The following is an 18,045-nucleotide window of genomic DNA, read 5'->3' as shown; positions in this document are numbered from 1 at the left end:
CGCTACCCCCCTGCCCGCCGGGCATGGGCGAGCAGGATCGAGGCCAGCGACGGGACCCGGCACGCGGCGCGGTCGAGGGGGCGCAGCGGCCGCGGCACATCGTGGTACGGCGCACCGGCGATCCGTACGGCCTCGAAACCGGCCGCCGTGAGGAAGCCGCGCAGGGCACGGGCCGTGCAGAGCCGGAGATGGCCGACGACCTGGGTGCCGGGCCGGCCGTGGATCCCGCGCATGCTCACCTCCGAGAAGACGGGCTGGACCCCGGCGAGCAGCAGCCCGCGGTTGTACCAGGCGGCGAGGTTCGGGGTGGAGAGCATCAGATGACCGCCGGGGCGCAGCACCCGGCGCAGCTCGTCCAGCGCGGCATCGGGGTCGACGAGATGCTCGATGACCTCGCTGAAGAGGACCGCGTCGGCGGAAGCGGTCGCGAACGGCAGCCCCCCGTCGGTGAGTTCGCCGCGCACCGCCCAGGGGATCCGGGTCCGGGCGCGGCGCAGGGCGTCCTGCGACCAGTCGACGCCGACCAGACGGTGACCGGTGAGCACCTCCGCCGCGACGGCCGCCGCCGAACCGTCGCCGCAGCCGATGTCCAGGATGGTGGCGGGCGGCGCCCCGGTGCGTACGGGCCCCAGGGCACGCGCCAGCAGCCGCGCCTGCCGCCGGCTGCGGGCGGCGCCGGACGCGACCGGCACGGCGGGGTTCTCGTAGAAGTCCCGCAGCGTGGCGGGGTGCCGGGTCATCGGGCCGCTCCGCCGGCCGGGGGCGGGGTCCAGGCGGTGGCGGCGAGGGAGGAGCGGAACAGCTCGCCGAGCCGGGCGCCGGCCGCGTCGTCCAGGAGGGCCGGGGACCAGCGCAGCGCCAGCTGGATCCGGCCGGCCACGGAGACGGTGGTGACGGTGAGCCCGCGCGGCATCCGGGCCGGGGCGGAGAACCACACCGCGGTCGGCCGGCCGGCGTCCCCGAAGTCCAGCGGGTAGGGGATCCGGCCGATGTTGGACAGGAGGGTGGTGGAGGTCCACGGGGCGGCGGCGCGGCGCAGCGTACGGGTGACCGTGCCGCGCAGGCCGACCGGGAGGACGGGCGCGGTCAACAGCGTGGCGTAGAGCCCGAGTTGAGGTCCCGGTGTGGCGGCCTTGAGAGCGCGGGTGCGGGCAGCGGTACGGCGCAGCAGCCGGGCCACCGCGTCCGGGTCGGGCGGATCGGCGGTGAGCGGCCCGGCGTCCCGGCGCTCCTCGGGGCCGAAGCCGACCGACACCAGCCGGGTGCCGTTGCCGATGGGCATCCCGGCATCGCGCGGCCGGTCGTCGACGGGCATGGTGACGACGATGGGGGCGGCGGCCGGGGCGGCCGGGGCGTGCGGGTGGGCCGGGGCGTCCGTGGCGCGTGGGTGGGCCGGGGCGTGCAGCCGGTTCCAGCGGGCGACCATCAGCCAGGTGGCGACCAGGAGTTGATCGTTGACGGTGTAGGGAGCCGGCTGGGTGGGTGTGCGTGGCGGGCGGGCCGGGATCGGGAGTTCGGTCAGGAGCATGGCGTTGCCGGGGTGGGTGGGGTGGGTGGGGCGGGCAGGTTGGCTGGGGTGGTTGAGTTTGGTGGGTGGGCAGGGGTGGTTGGGTGGGGCGGGCTGGTCGGGGTGGTCGGGCCTGCTGGGCTTGCTGGGGTGGGGAGCGCTGCCGGGAGCCGGGGTCGGGGCCGGGTTGGGGGCGGGGGCGATCCGTGCCGGGCGGGCGAGACGGGGGCCGGGGGCCGGTGCGCGGTCGGCGGGCGGTGGTTCCCGACGGGGCCCGGGGGCGCGTACGGGTGCGGGGGCGGGGGAGTTGTCGGCGCCGCCGTAGAGCTCGGCGGCGGTGGCCAGCACCCGCAGACAGGCCGGCCCGTCCAGCGCGGTGTGGTGGAGGGTGAGCAGCAGCACGGTGCCGCCTGCCGTCGCCCCCTCGATCACCTCCAGCCGTATGGGAGGCGAGGCGTCCAGCGGCGGACAGTGGTCGAGCGCGCGTTGCCGGGCGCGGGCCAGGGCGCCGGGGCCGGGCGGCGGGAAGTCGACCGGGTCCACGTCCGGGGTGGCGGTGAGCTGCCAGTGGTAGCGGCGGTGCCACCAGCGGACCGGGGCCTGCCGCATCAGGATGCGCGGATGGCGGGCGAGCGCCCGGTGGAACGCGGTGCGCAGCCGGACGGGGTCGACCCGGCCGGGGAGATGCACCTCGATGTGTACGGTCTCCGGCTCGCCGTCGTCCAGACAGTGCCGGGAGATCTCGTCGACGACGGGGAAGGGGAGGCGGGTTACGGCGCTGCCGCGAGGGAGGCGGGCTACGGCGCTGTCGCGGCTCTGCTCCCCCCCACCCCCGAACCCACCCCCCGCCCCCTCCCCCGAAGGGGGAGAGGGGGAGGGGGCGGGGGAGAGCTCGCCCCGGCTGTCGGGCGGGGTGCCCGGGCTGTTGGGCGGTGTGCTCCGGCCGCCGGGCAAAGCGCCCGGGTTGCCGGGCGGTTCGGCCCGGTCTCCAGATGGCGCGCCCCGGCCGTCGGACGGTGTGCCCCGGCCTACAGATGACGCGCCCTGGCCGTCGGGCGATTCGCTACGTCCTTGGGGCGGTTCGCCACGTCCGTCGGCCGATTCGCCACGTCCGTCGGCTGGTTCGTGCCGGGCCGGTTGCAGTGCGGTCATCGGGTGGTGTCCTCCCCGCTGGGGTCGGTCGGCGGTACGGGCCCGCTGTCGGCGGGCGGTACGGGCCACCCGCCATCGGCCGGCCGTACGGGGCCGCCCGGCCGGGACCGGTGCCGCTCGGCCCAGTTCGGCCCGGCGCCTGGCGCCCGTCCCCGTGCCACGATCGGACGTCCAGCGGCGACCGTGCCGCCGCTCTCGTCCCGCACCCGTCGCGGAAGCGGCGGCGTACGCAGACCGGATGGATCAACGCGACCGGAGGGCCCGGATGACCCGGACGGCTCGGACGCCCCGGACGGTCCGGAGGGTTCCTCTGGTCCAGGCGGTCCGTACGGCCCAGCTGACCCACCTGACCCAGCTGATCCAGCCGACGGCCCGCCCGACGCCCCGTCGTCCGTCCCATCCACCCCCGCCCCCTCCACGAAGACCCGCCCCCGCGACGCCCGCCCCCGTACGGTGACCACCGCCGCAGCCAACGCCAGGAGCGCCAGGGCCTGGGCGGTGGCGCTGAACGCGCCCTCGCCGGCGGCGTGGGGCTCACCCGCGCTGAGGGCCGCGACGGCTCCGGCGCTCGCCATCGCCGCCAGGGCCAGGGGGACGAGGAGGTGGGGCCGGAAGTACGCCAGGAGTGCCAGGGCCGGCACGATCAGGGCGTACGGGCCGGAGGCCAGGGCCAGTACCGCGGTCAGCGTCACCACTCCCAGCACCCACGAGGGGGCGGGTGGTGGCGGTGCCGGGAGCGGCGGGGTGCGGGGGGTGCGGCGGACGAGGGCGGAGAGGAGCAGGAGCGCTGCCCCCAGGGCGCCGCCGGCCAGGCCCAGGTCGTAGGCGACGGCCGGGGTGTAGGAGAGCTCGACGGTGCCGCCGGCGCCGGCCGGGACGAGGAAGGCCTGTTGCCAGCCGTCGACCCGGAGCGGGGTCAGCCGTCGGCCGTGGAGTGTGGCCTGCCAGCCGTCGTTGGCGTTCTCGTGCATCTGGAGGTAGACGGCCCGGCCGGCGCCGACCGCGACGCTGCGGTGGTCCCCCGACCAGTCCCCGGCGGTAACCTTCCGCACCGGGGCGGCGGACCGCTGCGCCGGCCCGTCGTCCGCGGCGCCCGCTTCCCGCACCGCGCCGACGCCCGCAGCGGCGGTTTCCCGTGCCGGCCCGTCGCCCGTGGCGCCCCCTTCCCGCACCACCCCGACGCCCGCAGCGGCGGCTGCCCGCCGCGCCCCCACTCCCGAGGCCCCCGCTTCCCGCCCCGCTCCCACGCCCACACCGCCGGCTCCCCCGCCCGCACCGCGCGCGTCCGCATCCCCCGTCGCACCCCGTCGCAGCGTCACATCCGTCAGTGCCAGCGGCCCCTGGTCGCCCGCCTCCACCCGGTGGCGTCCGGATGGCAGGTCCAGGCGGCCGTCACGGGCCGGGCCGGCGCACAACCGCACCTCGACGGGGCGGCGTTCGGTGAGGTCGCGGACGTACCCGGTGGCCTCGGTGGCGTGCAGGACGCCGTCGACGGCGAGCATCGGGCCCTGGCCGCAGCCGACCGAGAAGCGGGCGTGGGCGGCGGGCCGCGGGGTGCGGTAGGCGTCGAGTGCGGGGAGGTGGATCTCGCTGAGGCCGACCGGGAGTTGGAGTGCCTGGCCGGCGACCGGGTTGTGCAGGGTCAGTGGTTTGACCTTGCTGATGGTGAGGTCGAGGCGGTCGGTGGTGATCGGGTCGAAGCGGGCCTGGCCGTTCTCGTCGACGCCCGCGGTGGCCGCCCCGTCCGGCGAGTTGATCAGGATCTGCTCCGGACGGGTGGCGAGACCGCCGGCCGCGGCCAGCACGATCTGGTCGATCTTCTTCCGGCCGGGCCAGCGCAGATGCACGGTGGGCCGGTCACCGGCGATCCAGGCGGTGGTCAGATCGCCGTCGACGAGGTTGCGGGGGCTGAGCGACGGGCCGAAGCCGAAGGCGGTGGAGTCGGCGGTGGCGGTGATTTGGTCCCGCTGTTCCGGTGCGATGCGGTCCAGGAGCCGGTCGAGTGCGGGGCCGGGAACGGCCAGTGCCTGGCCGGAGATGCGGTACGTGGCGGCCGGGCCGGTGCGGAACTGGCGGTGCAGTCCGGACTCCGCGGAGACCGGGGAGAGGCCGCCCGGGTCGCTGCCGCGGTGCAGCGAGACGACCTCGGCGGGCGCGCCGGAACGCTCGGCGTCGGTGGGGAGTTGCAGCAGCCGGGTGACCTGGACGCCGGGGACGGAGATCTCCCGGAAGCCGGCGCCGGAGAGCCCGGCGCGTGGGGTCTGCGACCCGAGGATGGTCACCTTCAGCCAGGTCGCCCGGCCGGCGGGGGCCTTGACCCGCTGCGGCGTCCCGTCGGGGCGCAGGGTGTCCTCCGTACTGCCGCGGTCGGTCTGCACCCTGACGGAGGTCGGGGCGGCACGGAGTCCGTCTCCGGGCAGCGGCGTCAGGGACAGCGTGGACGGGAGGGTGACGGGCCGGGGGAAGGCGATCCGTACCCACTGGCCCACGGGGTTCCCGGCGCTGCCTTCCGCCCAGGCGGTGTCCGGGTCGCCGTCGAACGCGTGGACCGGGTCGTACTGCGGCAGGTGGAAGAGCCAGTTGCCGCTGCTGGAGGCGGTGACCGAGGTCGCGCCGCGGAGCACGGCGGTGGTCTGGTGGCCGGGGCCGGTGGTCGGCAGGATCTGCCGGGGCGGGCGGCCGGGGTCCTGGACGCTGTCGGGATGGTTCCGCTCGCCGTCGGTGTAGGTGTACGAGGTGTTGCTGTTGACCAGCCCGAAGCGGGTGTCGGCGCGGCGCAGGCCGTCGGCGGTCAGCTGGAGCGGTGGGGTGCCGAGGCCGGGGTGGCGGTCGCCGGTCAGCACGGTGGCGCGGTGGCGCAGGGCGGGGTCGGTGGACAGCTGGAGGAGGGCTTCGGGGCCGCCGCTGAGCTGCGCGGTGTCCGCGACGGCCCGGGTGGTGACCGGGCCGGGCGCGGGGGTGTCCTGCGGCCGGTAGATCTCGACGGCGCGCTGCCGCGGATAGAGGCCCTGGACCTGTAGGGGTGCCCCGGAGGGGATCCGGCCGCCGGTGGTCAGCGGGCCGAAGGCGGCGACCTTGCGGTAGCCGGACGCCTGGAGGGTGCGTTTGACGGTCTGCGGCGGGACGTAGCCGATCTGGTCCGGGTCGAGGTCGTTGCGTACGACCACGTCGTGCAGCCCGGCCCGGCCCAAGTAGTCGCGCAGTCCCGGGACTTGGGCGCCGGTCAGCAGGGCCTGTTCGACGGCGTCCAGGGTGCGGCGGGCGCCCGGAGTACCGAACGGGACGAAGTCGCGCTGGGTCCAGGGGGAGGTGGCGAGGACATCGAGCGGCTCGTCGATGGGGGAGCCCCAGGTGTAGATGCCGTGCGCGGTCGCGGGGACGACCAGCGCGCGGCTGTGCGGGGAGTGCTTATGGAGCCAGGCCGCGGCCCGTTCCCAGGAGGCGGGCAGCTCGGTGAAGGCGCCGGGCTGGAGGACGGTGCCGGTGAGGAAGGGCAGCGCGAGGGCGGGCAGCACGAGGAGCGCCGTCACCAGCGGGAGGCGGTGGCGGGCGGGGATCCGGCGGGTGCCGCGGCGTTCGGTGGCGACCGCGAGCAGATGTGCCAGGCCCAGGGTGAGTGCCAGGGCCAGGCCCGGGGTGAATTTGTAGATGTTGCGGAACGGGCGCAGCCAGCCGTTGAGCCAGTCCTGCCACAGGTCGTGCAGCGGCCCGCCCAGCGCACCGCCGTATCCGGCCAGCGCGATCAGCGCCACGGCCAGCACGGTCAGCAGCAGCCAGCGCCGCTCGGGCAGATCCCGGCGGGCCAGCCCGGCCAGGCCGAGCGCCGCGGCCAGCGCCGAGCCGAGCACCGCGTAGGGCCGGGCCGTGAGGGTCCAGCCGGCCGGCAGCCAGGGTTCGCCGAAGTGGAGGTAGCCGACCCAGTTGCCGGCGCCGCGCAGCAGTTCGGTGGCGGACATGGTGCCGGTGGTGGTGTCGGCCTGCTCGATGTACGGCATGAAGTTCTCGCCGTGCAGGCCGAGCAGCAGCAGCGGCACCACCCACCAGGCGGTGGCCAGGACGACACCGGGCAGCCACCAGACGAGCAGCTTCGGCCGGCGCGGCCCCGTACGGGAGAGCAGATACAGGCCGGCGGGCAGCAGCGCGGCCAGCGTCGAGGCCGCGTTGACCCCGCCCATGAAGGGGATCAGCAGCGCCGAACGGGTGGCCGCGAGACGGGCGCCGGCCTGCGTGTTGGTCAGCGGCAGCAGCACCCAGGGGAGCAGTGCGCCGGGCAGCGCGGCGGCGGAGGTGGAGCCGATGACGAGGGTGAAGGTCGGCCACAGGGCGTAGCAGGCGGCGGCCAGCAGCCGGGCCGGCGGGGTGCCGACGCGGAGCCGTTCGGCCAGTCGCAGCGCACCCCAGAACGCCGCCGTGACGATCAGCGACATCCACAGCCGCTCGGCCAGCCACACCGGGACCTGGGCCAGATCGGCCAGGCCGTAGTAGGGGAGCGTGGGGAAGGCATAGCCGACGTACTGGTCGGCGATGCCGCCGAGGCCCGCCCGGTCGTGCCACAACTGCCCGAGGTCGGCGAGGAACCGCCACGGGTCGGTCGTCACCCCCAGCTTGGTCTCGAACGTCATCTTCCCCGGCGAGGGCGCCAGGAAGCCGGCCAGCGCGAGCGCCCAGAACGCGAACAGCCAGCGTCTGCGCCGTGGTTGGCCGGGCGGCGGCGCGGGGACGGGCGTCGGCCGGCTGCCGCCCTCGGGCGATCCGGGGGACGGGAACGGCCTCAGGGTCTGGGTCATGGCAACCGCCGGAGAATGAGGAGGAGGTTCCAGGTGGCGACCTCCCGGACGCCCGGGAGGCGGGGGATGGCCTCGGCGAGGAACGGCGCGTAGCGGGAGCGGGCGGTGACCACGGCGATGTCGTCACGGGCCCGGACCTGGCGCAGGGTGCGGCCGATGTGCACCGCGAACAGGTTGACGCCCAGGGTGTGTTTGGCCGCCCGGCCGGTGCGCCGCCGGTAGCGGGCGCGGGCCCGCTCGGCGCCCAAGTAGTGCCAGGGCGCGGTCTCGTGGCCGCCCCAGGGGGAGAACCAGTTGGTGAAGGCGACGTAGATCAGCCCGCCGGGGCGGGTGACCCGGATCAGCTCGCTCAGGAAGGTCTGCGGGTCGGCGACATGCTCCAGGACGTTGGAGGAGAAGCAGATGTCGGCGGCGCCGTCGGCGAGCGGCAGCAGATAGCCGTCGGCGAGCACCGCGCCCTCGGGCGGCGGGCCGTGCGCGGTCAGCTCCGCCGTATCGGGCTCGAAGAGCCAGCTCCGGGCGCCGCGGCGGCGGAACTCCGCGGTGAAGTAGCCGCTGCCGCCGCCGACATCGGCGACCACCGCGTCCCGCAGCGGGGCATACCGTTCGAGCTGGTCGGCGGCGTCCCGGGCGAGCAGCCGGTAGCAGTGCCCGGGGTCGGTCCGCTCCCGCAGAAAGGCCCGGAACAGGGCGGCGGACCTGCGCAGCGAGGGATCGCGCACCGGGCCGTCACCGCCCGGGGAGCGGGTCGAGGGCGGCCTCCGCGGCGACCGCCCGGAAGCTCTGCACCGTATGGCTCCACCGGAAGCGGGCGGCGCGCCGTTCGGCGGCGCGGCCCAGGGCGTCGCGGCGCCGGGCGCTGAGCGCGAGGGTGCACCAGTGTGCGGCGAACGCGCTCTCACCGCGGGCCAGCAGCCCCGTCGTGCCGTCCTCGACCGAGTCCCGCAGGCCCGGGATGTCGAAGCCGACGGCCGGGGTGCGGCGGGCGGCGGCCTCCATCACCACCAGCCCCCAGCCCTCGACGAGCGAGGGATGCAGCAACAGCCAGGCGGAGCACAGCAGTTGATGCTTGCGCTCTTCGGAGACATGGCCGGTGAAGGTGACGCCGGGCCCGGCCAGGGCGGTCAGCCGGGCGCGCTCCGGGCCGTCGCCGACGATCACCAGCCGGCCGCCGGTCACCGGCCGGACCCGCTCCCACAGCCGCAGCAGCAGATCGATGCGCTTGTACTCGACGAGCCGCCCCATGGCCAGGAACAGCGGCTCCGGCGCCTTGGGGGCCAGCGGGCCGGGCTCCGCCACGCCGTTGTACACCAGGCGGATCCGCCCCGCGTCGACACCGAGGCCGCGCAGCGCGGACGCGGTCGAGCCGGAGACCGCCACCATCAGATCGCGGCGGTGCGCACCGGCCAGCGCCCAGTGCTCCAGTCGGCGGCCGAGCCGGGCGGCGGGCCCCGGGCAGCGCAGCCGCCACAGGTCCGTATGGACATGGTTGACCAGGCACAGCGTGGGTCCGCGGTGCCACAGCGGCGCCAGGTACGGCATGCCGTTGCAGACCTCGACGAGCAGATCGCAGGGCCCGACCCGGCGCGCCAACTGGCGGGGCACGCGCAGGAAGTGACCGGCGTCGCCGCCCGCGGACACCACCCGGTAGCCGCGGGCGGCACCTCCCGGCTCGGCCGGGGCCGGGAGCTCGGGGGGTGTCGGCCCGCCGCACAGCAGGGTGACCTGGTGCCCGTGGGCGCTGAGCCCCTCGGCGATCCGGTCCACCAGCAGCTCGGAGCCGCCGGCGGCGGGGTTGCCCAGATCGCGGCGGGCGAGGAAGACGATCCGGCGCGGCAGCGGCGGCGTCCCCGGGCCGGGTGGCCCGGACGCCGTGGGGGCGGGTGCTGCGGGGGGCGGGGACGGGTGTGCGTACGGGGGCATCTGCGATCCAACTCGTCTCAGGGTGCGGTACCGGCGGTGGGGGACGTACTGCGTACTGAGTCGTGCGGGCCGTGCTGCCTCATGCGGTGCCAGGTCGCACCGTGCGGGCGGGGGACGCTCGGGCCGGCGGTGCTGTGCTGCGGGGAAGTGACGCTGTCGTGCGGGGAAGTGGCGCTGTGGTGCCGGGAAGTGGCGCTGTGCTGCGGGGAAGCGGGCGTGCGCTGCGGTGTGGCGGAGGTGCGCCGACCGGAAGGCCGGTCGTCAGCGTGTGGGGTGGACAGTTTTCGCCCGCCCCGTTACCCGCGGCTACTCACCGGGGTGACAAAAACCGCCCCGATGCGGCCTGACGGTTCATCACTTCGCTCAGGGCCGGCCGGTTGCCCGCCGCCCGCGCACCACCCACACCACCCCGGCCGGCACCAGCACCGCGCCCGCCGCCGCTGCCGTGACCGGCAGCGTCCGGCCGACCAGCACCAGTTTGTCGCTGTCCGCCCTCGCCAGCCGCACCTGTGCCCGCTGCGTCGCGGGCGTGAACCGCAACCGCTCGCCGCGCAGCAGCGTCACCGCGGTACGCCGGGCGCCGGGTGCGCGCAGCGTCTTCACCGGCGAGATCACGGCATCCATGATCCGGCCGGTGCGCGGCTCGACGACCAGCTCGACACCGGAGTTGGCGTACCACTCCTCGGCCTGGATCTGCCCCTGCTCCGGCCGTCCGACGAGCCGTCCGGGGACCTGCCGGCTGCCGGTCCGGGTGGGCGGCACGGTCCCGGTGAAGCGGTATCCCCGGAAGCCCTGGACGGCCCGTGTACCGGCGAAGCGGAGCGGGACGGCGGCGCCCAGGGTGTTGTCCCACCAGCGATGGCCCGTCTTCCGTACATCGAAGGGGAACTTGAGGTAGGCATCGCCGTCGAAGCGGGTCGGGGCCTCCGCGCAGCAGTGCACCGGCACATTGCTGTGCCGGTCGGTGACCCAGCGCTCGGTGGTCCACTGGAACGCCCGGCGCGGGTCCTTCAGGGCGAGCGTCTGCGGGGTGTCGACCGTCGTGGAGACGTCCCAGACGGCCCGCCCGCTTTTCTCGCTCGCCGCGACATCGCCCAGTACGTGCCGGGTGATGGTGATCCGCCGGCGGTCCCTGGTCTTCAGCGCGGCGGTGTCGAAGTAACTGCCGTTGCCGGTGAAGACGGTGGTGACATCGACGTCGATCGGTGTGACCTTGGCCCGTGGCGTGACGTACCAGGCCAGCAGGGGCGCCAGGACCAGCAGAAAGACGCCGAGACCGAGAACGGCGAGCGACAGGGGCGGGGCGGCGGTGGCCGTGGTGGGGGAGGCGTCGGGCTTGCCGGATACGGGCATACGGGCACTCCTGGAGGCGGTGGGGGAATCACGCTCTGGTGCACGTGCGGACGCCGCGGGGCGCCATGGGCCGGGAACGTAAGGGAACTCTTGACAGGGCGTCAATGCCCTTCCACACTCGGCAGGCACCACGACTCCCGTGGTGCCGCGCTGTGGGACGCGACCCCGGGCCGCCGTGCCGGGTGCCGCGCCAACCTCGACGGAGACCGCCGACGGGCTCCGGCATCGACGAAGGGCTCGCCGCGCCATGCACCGTACGCTCGCCGCCGCACTGACCGCGCTCATCGCCGCCGCCCTCGCCGTCGGCGTCGCGCTCGGTATCGTCGCCGCCCTGGATGCCACCCCTGAGCAGCCGAATGTGCCGCTGGTGACCTTCGACCGGAGCGGCGAGTAGCGGGCGGGCCGGGAAGGCGGGCGTGCTGAGGAGGTCCGGGTCATGGTGACGGCCGTCCGCTCGGCCTGGCGGGAGGTCCCGCCCTACCAGGTACGGCAGTTCGCCGCCCGGGCACTGGAGGAGGTGCCCACCCTCGCCCAGGACATCCTCCGGGAGATCCGCGATGCCTACCCCCAACTCCCGCTGGTGCCGGATGAGTTCGGGGAGCCCCGGGCGCTGGTGGGCATCCGCCAGTCGCTGGAGCACTTCGTCGCGCATCTGACGGCCGGCCCGGACCGGCCGCATGTGCACCCGCGGGTCTTCCAGGAGTTCGGCCGCGGCGAGGGCCTCCAGGGCCGCAGCCTGGACGTCCTCCAGGCCGTCTACCGGCTGGGCGTCCGGCTGGCCTGGCGGCGGCTCGCCGAGATCGGCCAGCAGGTGGCGATCCCGGCGCCCGCGATGTACGAGCTCGCCGAGTCCGGCTACGAGTATCTGGACGGGCTGGTCGCCGAATCCGTACGCGGCTACGCCGAGGCCGCCGCCCGCCAGGCCGGTGAACGGCTGCGGCTGCAACGGCGCCTGATGGAGCAGCTGTTCACGGGACCGGCAAGACGGCGGCGCGGCGCGGGAACGGCGGACGGGGTGCCGCCGGCCCTCGCCGAGCGCGCCGCCGCGCTCGGCTGGACGCTGCCCGGGCGGGTCGCGGTCGCGGTCCTGCTGCGCCCGGCCCGGGAGGCGGTCGCGCCCGCCGTCGCCCCGGACATCCTGCTGGACATGGAGAGCGAACGGCCCCGGATGGTGGTGCCCGAGCCGGACGCCCCCGGACGGCGGGAGCTGCTGTCCCGCGCGGCGGCCGGCTGGTCCGGCGCGATCGGCCCCGCCGTACCGCTGCTGGACGCCGCCAAATCGCTGCGCTGGGCCGGGGCCGCGGTCGATCTGACGGAGCGCGGACTGCTGCCCGCGGGCGAGCTGCTGCAGTGCACCGAGCACACCGAGGCGCTGGTCCTGCTGCCGCCGGAGGAGCTGATCGGGGACCTCACCCGCCGCCGCCTCGCCCCCCTGGACAGCTGCGGCCCGGCCCATGGCCGGCGGCTCGCGGAGACCCTGCTCGCCTGGCTGGAGACCCGCGGCGGCGCCCCCGAGGTCGCCGCCCGGCTCGGTGTCCATCCGCAGACCGTGCGCTACCGGTTGCGCCAGATACGGGAGTTATGGGGCGCGGAGATCGACGACCCGGACCGCCGCTTCGAACTGGAGCTGGTGTTACGGGCCCGGCGGCTGCGCGGGGACCTCAGCTGACCCCGCCGGAGTCCGCCGCCCGGCCCTCCACCAGGGCCGCCATCCCGTCCAGGAGCCTGGCCAGCCCGAACTCGAACAGCGACGTCAGCGTCACCGCACCGTCGTCGTGCCCCGAGATCCCCCCGTACATGGGGTAGGAGCCCGAAGTGAGGATGCCCTCGAAAACCGGCTCCATGGACGCCATCCACTGGTTCCGGTCCATCCCGGTCTCCTGCTCGGCCTCCAGATCGTCCTCGAAGCCCGCGGCGGTGGCGCGCACGTAGTTGAGCAGCGTGACGGCCATATGGATCAGCGTCACCGGGTCCATGCCCGTCACCCGCGCCATGGTCCACTCGATGAGCGCCATCGCCCGCGGCATCGGCTGCGGCCGGGTGATCGACAGATAGTGCGCCAGCCACGGATGCCGCTGGTAGAGCTCCCATTGCAGCCGTGCGCCCGCCGCCATCCGCGCGCGCCAGCCGTCCGGCGCCGGGTCCGGCAGCTCGACCTCGTGGAACGCCGCGTCCGCCATCAGCACCACCAGCTCGTCCTTGTTGGCCACATGGCGGTAGAGCGCCATCGAGGACACCCCGAACTCGGCGGCGACCCGGCGCATCGACAGCGCCCGCAGCCCCTCGGCGTCGGCGATCTTGAGACCGGCCCGTACGACGCCCTCCCGGCTCAGCCCACCGCGGTCCGTCTCGCGCGGCCGCCGCTCCCGCGGGAGTCCGGGGCGCGCGGCCTGCTGTGGCTGTGGCTGCGGCTCGGCCACCACCGTGCCCACGCCCGGCACGGCGCGGACCACGCCCTCCTGGCGCAGCGTGGTGAGCACCTTGGTGGCGGTCGCCATCGCCACCCCCCACTCCTGGGTGATCCGTCGGGTCGAGGGCACCCGGTCGCCCGGCGCGAGCTCACCGGAGTCGATGCGGCACCGGATCGCGTCGACGATCCGGCGATAGGGCGGCGCCGACTGCTCCACGGGGTGACCTCCGTACTAGTGCACCAGGGGGGTATCGCTGCCCGCGAGGCTATCAGCGCCGGTCCCGCCAGGGCATCGCACTAGACAAGTGCACTAGTGTGACGCACCTCCAATTCCCTTGTGCAGCCTGGTGTTTGCGCCGTAAGCCCGCCCTGCTTACGGTGCTGCCATGTCGTTTACCTCGTACACATCCCCGTCGCCGTCACAGCCGTCACGGCCGGCACCGCCCTCGGCCGGCCGCCGGGAGTGGACCGCCCTCGCCGTCCTCCTGCTGCCGTGCCTGCTCGTCTCCATGGACGTCTCGGTGCTCTACTTCGCGGTCCCGTTCCTCACCGCGGAACTGGAGCCCAGCAGCGTCCAGCAACTATGGATCCTGGACGTCTACGGCTTCGTCCTGGCCGGCCTGCTGATCACCATGGGCGCGCTGGGCGACCGCATCGGCCGTCGCAAGCTGCTCCTGTCCGGCGCCCTGCTCTTCGGCCTCGCCTCCGGGGCCGCCGCCTACGCGCAGAGCGCCGAAATGCTCATCGCCGCCCGGGCGTTGCTCGGTATCGGCGGCGCGACCCTGATGCCGTCCACCCTCGCGCTGATCCGCAACCTCTTCCATGACGCCAAGCAGCGCGGCAGGGCCGTCGCGCTCTGGTCGTCGGCCGTGATGGGCGGGATCGCGGTCGGCCCGGTGCTCAGCGGGGCGCTGCTGGAACACTTCTGGTGGGGCTCGGTCTTCCTGATCAACGCCCCGGCGATGGTGCTGCTGCTGGTCTGCGGGCCGCTGCTGCTGCCGGAGTTCAAGAACCCGGCGGCCGGGCGCTTCGATCTGCCCGGCGCGCTGCTGTCCCTGCTCGCGATGCTGCCGACGGTCTACGGCGTCAAGGAGATCGCCCGCGACGGACTGGCGCCGCGGCCCGTCCTCGTCCTCGCGGCCGGGCTGCTGGCCGCCGCGGCCTTCGTGTACCGCCAGCGCACCGCCCGCCATCCGATGCTCGACCTGGAACTCTTCCGCCACCGCGGGTTCAGCGTCTCGGTGCTGATGAACCTGCTGGCGACGTTCGCGGTCGTCGGTTGCGCGGTCTTCTTCACCCAGTACCTCCAGACCGTACGGGGCATGAGCCCCATGGAGGCGGCACTGTGGAACCTGCTGCCGACCCTCGCGGTGGGCGGCATGGCACCGACGGCGGCCGTGCTCGCCCAGCGGATGGACCGGGCGTATGTCATCGCCCTGGGGTTCGTGATCGCGGCCGGCGGCTTCGTCTGGCTGTCCTGGCTGGAACCGGGCTCGGCCCTGTGGTTCGTCCTGGTCGCCTCGTCGGTCTACGCCTCGGGCCTGGTGATGGTGATGTCCCTCGGCAACGAACTGGCCATCGGCCTCGCCCCGCCCGAGCGCGCCGGCTCCGCCTCGGCCCTGCTGGAGTCCGGCACCGAACTGGGCGGCGCCCTGGGCATGGCCGTCCTGGGCAGCATCGGGAGCGCGGTCTACCGCGCGGACCTGGCCGATACCCTGCCCGCCGGCCTCCCGTCGGCCGCCGCCGACACGGCCCGCGAAACCCTGGCCGGCGCCGCCGCGATGGCCGCCGAACTCCCGGGCCGCGCGGGCGAGACCCTGCTGACCGCGGCCCGGTCCGCCTTCACCGACGGCCTCCAGGCGGCCGTCCTGGTCGCCGCGGGAGTGATGGCCTGCGCCGCGGTGCTGGCCGTGCTGCTGCTGCGGGGGCTGGGGAGAGCGGGAGCGGAGGGGGAAGCGGTCGCCGTCGGGGCGGCCGGGGCGCGGGAGGCCGGATCGGGCGCGGCTGGTGTGCCGGAGGCCGGGCAGGGCGCGGCCGGTGTGCCGCGGGCCGGTGCCGGCTGCTGACGGCCGCCCACCCGGCTCACTCGGGGGCCACGCCCAGCATCCGCCGCAGCAGCTCCTTCAGCAGCGTCCGCTCGGCGACCGTCAGCCGGCCGAGGGGTTCGCGCGCGAAGTCCAGGGACGTCCGCAGGGCCCGGGCCAGGCGCGCCCCCTCCTCGGTCGGGGCGGCGAGCTTGACGCGGCGGTCGGCCGGATCGGGGCGGCGCTCGACCAGGCCGCGGGATTCCAGCCGGTCCACGATGCCGGTGATGTTCGACGGCTCGCACTTCAGGCGCTGGGCGACCTTGCGCATGGGCAGCGGCTCGATGGAGAGCAGGCTGAGTACCCGGGCCTGCGCGCCGGTCAGCGAATGCTCGGTCGCGGCGAGCTCGTACTCCTCGTAGTAGCGGGCCACGACGGTGCCGATGAGGTCGACGACCTCGACGGTCAGAGGGTCTGCGCGGGGGGTCATGCACACGAGGATACCCATTTACTTGACAACCTGAAATATCGAGGAGCATGGTTGTTTCAGTACCTGAAGCATTAGGAGGATCGCGCTTATGTCCGCACTGCCCACGACCAGCCGCGAATGGCACCTCGTCGCCCGCCCCCACGGCTGGCCCACCCCGGAGGACTTCGCGCTGCGCGAGGCCGCGGTGCCCGAGGTCGGCGAGGGCCAGATCCTGGTCCGCACCCAGCACTTCTCCGTCGACCCGTACATGCGCGGCCGGATGAACGATGTGAAGTCCTACGTCCCGCCCTTCCAGCTCGACCAGCCGATGGAGGGCGGCGCGGTCGGCGAGGTCCTCGCCTCGCGCGATGACTCCATCGCCGTCGGCGACCATGTCCTGCACGGTCTCGGCTGGCGCGAGTACGCGGTCCTGGACGCCAAGCGCGCCGCCAAGGTGGACCCGTCGCTGGCTCCGCTCACCGCCTACCTCGGCGTGCTGGGCATGCCCGGCCTGACCGCGTACGCGGGCCTGCTGGAGGTGGCGTCCTTCAAGGAGGGCGACGCCGTCTTCGTATCCGGCGCCGCCGGTGCGGTGGGCAGCGAGGTCGGCCAGATAGCCAAGCTCAAGGGCGCCTCCCGGGTCATCGGCTCGGCCGGCTCCGACGAGAAGGTCAAGCTCCTGGTGGAGGAGTACGGCTTCGACGCCGCCTTCAACTACAAGAACGGCGACGTCGGCAAGCAGCTGAAGGAGGCCGCCCCGGACGGTATCGACGTCTACTTCGACAATGTCGGCGGCGACCACCTAGAAGCGGCCATCAGCTCCCTCAACGTCCATGGCCGTGCCGCCATTTGCGGCATGATCTCGATGTACAACGCGACGGAGCCGAGCCCGGCCCCCCGCAACCTCGCCATGGTGATCGGCAAGCGTCTGCGCCTCCAGGGCCTGCTGGTCAGCGACCACGCCGCCCTCCAGCCGAAGTTCGTCGAGGAGGTCTCCGCCTGGATCCGCTCCGGCGAGCTGAAGTACGGCGAGACCAAGGTCTCCGGCATAGAGAACGGCGTCGAGGCCTTCCTGGGCCTGCTGCGCGGCGAGAACACGGGGAAGATGATCGTGAGCCTGGAGGGCTGACGGCGCCCCCGAAGCGCAACCGGGGCGGCGGAGGGGTGGGGTGGGGGCGGGGCGGGGGAGGGGAAGCCGGAAGGCCGTGTCCCGCCCCTTCACCCCCTTGCCCCTCACCCCCTCACCCCCTTGCGCCCGCCCGTTAGGCTCGGCGGCACGCCGTCGCGATCCGTGGGCGCGAGTCGCGGCGAACCACAGGAGGATTCGGTATGTCCATCCAGACCGTCGACGTCGTCTACACCGCCGTCGCCACCGCTGAGAACGGCCGTGACGGCCGCGTCGCCAGCGACGACGGCAAGCTCGACGTGGTCGTCAACCCGCCCAAGGAGCAGGGCGGCAGCGGCGCCGGCACCAACCCCGAGCAGCTCTTCGCCGCCGGTTACAGCGCCTGCTTCCAGGGCGCGCTCAGCGTCGTCGCCCGCCGGGAGAACGCCGATGTCTCCGGCTCCCGGGTGACCGCCAAGGTCGGCATCGGCAAGACCCCGGACGGTGGCTTCGGCCTCACGGTCGAGATCGCCGTCTCGATCCCGCAGGTCGACGCGGCCACCGCCCAGGACCTCGTGGAGAAGGCGCACCAGGTGTGCCCGTACTCCCACGCCACCCGCGGCAACATCGAGGTCAAGCTGACCGTCGCCTGACCCCACGGCGTCACCGGCGCACTTCCGTAAGGGCCGCATCCCGTGAAGGGGTGTGGCCCTCCGGTGTCTGCGGGCGTGGCCGAGTCCGGCGTCCGTGGCCGGGGGCGGGGCTTCGGGCATCGCCGTGGGGCCGCTCGTCGAGTCCGGCTTTGGCTCCCGCTTCGATCCGGTTCGCCGCTCCCGCTCTTCCCTCCCGTTCTTCGGTCCCCGCTTTTCGCTCCCGGTTTCGGGCCTGCCTGGGGCTCAACTCACGCTATTCTGGCGGCGCTTCACCACGTTCCTCCCCACAGCTCCGTCGGCGGTCGGCCGGCGGGGGCCCTGGCTTCCGGGGCCTGTCCGGAGGAGCGAGGAGGAGCGATGGACGATCAGGACACGGAGCAGGAGAGCGACCGGTGGGCGCCGTCTGACAGATGGCAGGTGGTCATCGGGGTGCTGGGCCTGCTGGTGGCGATCGTCGCTTGTGTGGGGCAGTTCGCCCGGTAATGCCGGGGCCGGCCCCACGGGGTCCGGACACGGCCGGTACCCGCCGTCGAGGCGGGACGGTCAACGGGGGAGTGCCCGGGCTCGACACCTCCCGCGCAGCTCGCGCACCGCACGCTTCCGCGTTCAAGGCTCTCGTGTCCGTGGCCCTTCCGGTGCTTCTCACGCCCCGCGCTCTTCGT

At 74.5% G+C, this 18,045-nt stretch carries 14 protein-coding genes; 6 read left to right on the top strand and 8 right to left on the bottom strand.

The window, feature by feature from the left end; genetic code table 11:
- Positions 1-2 precede the first annotated feature (2 nt).
- The 6 genes from ACZ4XD_RS01150 to pgfA form a co-directional block, all read right to left on the bottom strand.
- Positions 3-740 carry a class I SAM-dependent methyltransferase gene (locus ACZ4XD_RS01150; RefSeq protein ID WP_468036958.1) on the bottom strand — a complete coding sequence of 246 codons (738 nt, stop codon included), beginning with the start codon at positions 738-740 and terminating at the stop codon, positions 3-5.
- Positions 737-2,248 carry a WS/DGAT/MGAT family O-acyltransferase gene (locus tag ACZ4XD_RS01145; RefSeq protein ID WP_468037168.1) on the bottom strand — a complete coding sequence of 504 codons (1,512 nt, stop codon included), beginning with the start codon at positions 2,246-2,248 and terminating at the stop codon, positions 737-739. Before ACZ4XD_RS01145 ends, ACZ4XD_RS01150 begins: the two co-directional genes overlap by 4 nt.
- Positions 2,249-2,655: 407 nt before the next feature.
- Positions 2,656-7,446, bottom strand: a complete 4,791-nt coding sequence (locus ACZ4XD_RS01140) for an alpha-(1->3)-arabinofuranosyltransferase domain-containing protein (protein WP_468036956.1) — start codon at positions 7,444-7,446, stop codon at positions 2,656-2,658.
- A complete protein-coding gene (locus ACZ4XD_RS01135; protein ID WP_468036954.1) occupies positions 7,443-8,168 on the bottom strand; it encodes a class I SAM-dependent methyltransferase in 726 nt (241 codons plus the stop codon). The genes ACZ4XD_RS01140 and ACZ4XD_RS01135 overlap by 4 nt, the downstream gene beginning before the upstream one ends.
- A gap of 7 nt (positions 8,169-8,175) precedes the next feature.
- The gene (locus ACZ4XD_RS01130) at positions 8,176-9,369 is read right to left on the bottom strand and encodes a glycosyltransferase family 4 protein (RefSeq protein WP_468036952.1); all 1,194 of its coding nucleotides are present in this window, start codon (positions 9,367-9,369) and stop codon (positions 8,176-8,178) included.
- A gap of 363 nt (positions 9,370-9,732) precedes the next feature.
- On the bottom strand, positions 9,733-10,722 hold the full coding sequence (pgfA, locus tag ACZ4XD_RS01125) for a cell envelope lipid trafficking protein PgfA (RefSeq protein WP_468036950.1): 990 nt from the start codon (positions 10,720-10,722) through the stop codon (positions 9,733-9,735).
- 247 nt (positions 10,723-10,969) lie between these two features.
- On the opposite strand from pgfA, the gene ACZ4XD_RS01120 reads away from it, so the two are divergent.
- Positions 10,970-11,116 carry a hypothetical protein gene (locus ACZ4XD_RS01120; protein ID WP_468036948.1) on the top strand — a complete coding sequence of 49 codons (147 nt, stop codon included), beginning with the start codon at positions 10,970-10,972 and terminating at the stop codon, positions 11,114-11,116.
- Positions 11,117-11,158: 42 nt separating this feature from the next.
- Positions 11,159-12,391, top strand: a complete 1,233-nt coding sequence (locus ACZ4XD_RS01115) for a PucR family transcriptional regulator (RefSeq protein ID WP_468036946.1) — start codon at positions 11,159-11,161, stop codon at positions 12,389-12,391.
- On the opposite strand, the gene ACZ4XD_RS01110 is transcribed toward ACZ4XD_RS01115, so the two are convergent.
- A complete protein-coding gene (locus ACZ4XD_RS01110; RefSeq protein ID WP_468036944.1) occupies positions 12,384-13,349 on the bottom strand; it encodes a GntR family transcriptional regulator in 966 nt (321 codons plus the stop codon). The genes ACZ4XD_RS01115 and ACZ4XD_RS01110 overlap by 8 nt on opposite strands.
- Before the next feature lie 169 nt (positions 13,350-13,518).
- Here ACZ4XD_RS01110 and ACZ4XD_RS01105 point away from each other — a divergent pair, with 169 nt between their 5' ends.
- Entirely contained in the window at positions 13,519-15,198 is a 1,680-nt protein-coding gene (locus tag ACZ4XD_RS01105; protein WP_468036942.1) for an MFS transporter, read from the top strand.
- Between the two features lie 16 nt (positions 15,199-15,214).
- On the opposite strand, the gene ACZ4XD_RS01100 is transcribed toward ACZ4XD_RS01105, so the two are convergent.
- Positions 15,215-15,646 carry a MarR family winged helix-turn-helix transcriptional regulator gene (locus ACZ4XD_RS01100; RefSeq protein ID WP_468036940.1) on the bottom strand — a complete coding sequence of 144 codons (432 nt, stop codon included), beginning with the start codon at positions 15,644-15,646 and terminating at the stop codon, positions 15,215-15,217.
- Between the two features lie 88 nt (positions 15,647-15,734).
- Here ACZ4XD_RS01100 and ACZ4XD_RS01095 point away from each other — a divergent pair, with 88 nt between their 5' ends.
- From ACZ4XD_RS01095 to ACZ4XD_RS01085, 3 genes are all read left to right on the top strand, one after another.
- Positions 15,735-16,754: an NADP-dependent oxidoreductase gene (locus ACZ4XD_RS01095; RefSeq protein WP_468036938.1), complete on the top strand. Its 1,020-nt coding sequence runs from the start codon at positions 15,735-15,737 to the stop codon at positions 16,752-16,754.
- Positions 16,755-16,954: 200 nt separating this feature from the next.
- Complete coding sequence (locus ACZ4XD_RS01090; protein ID WP_168478972.1) at positions 16,955-17,383, top strand: organic hydroperoxide resistance protein; 429 nt, start codon at positions 16,955-16,957, stop codon at positions 17,381-17,383.
- A 357-nt stretch (positions 17,384-17,740) separates the two neighbouring features.
- The gene (locus tag ACZ4XD_RS01085; RefSeq protein WP_018088072.1) at positions 17,741-17,866 is read left to right on the top strand and encodes a hypothetical protein; all 126 of its coding nucleotides are present in this window, start codon (positions 17,741-17,743) and stop codon (positions 17,864-17,866) included.
- Positions 17,867-18,045 lie beyond the last annotated feature (179 nt).

The organism is Streptomyces sp. NPDC029466 (assembly GCF_055574515.1).
The sequence above is the reverse complement of the archived record's forward strand: the minus strand, read 5'-3'. Positions and strand labels throughout refer to the sequence as shown.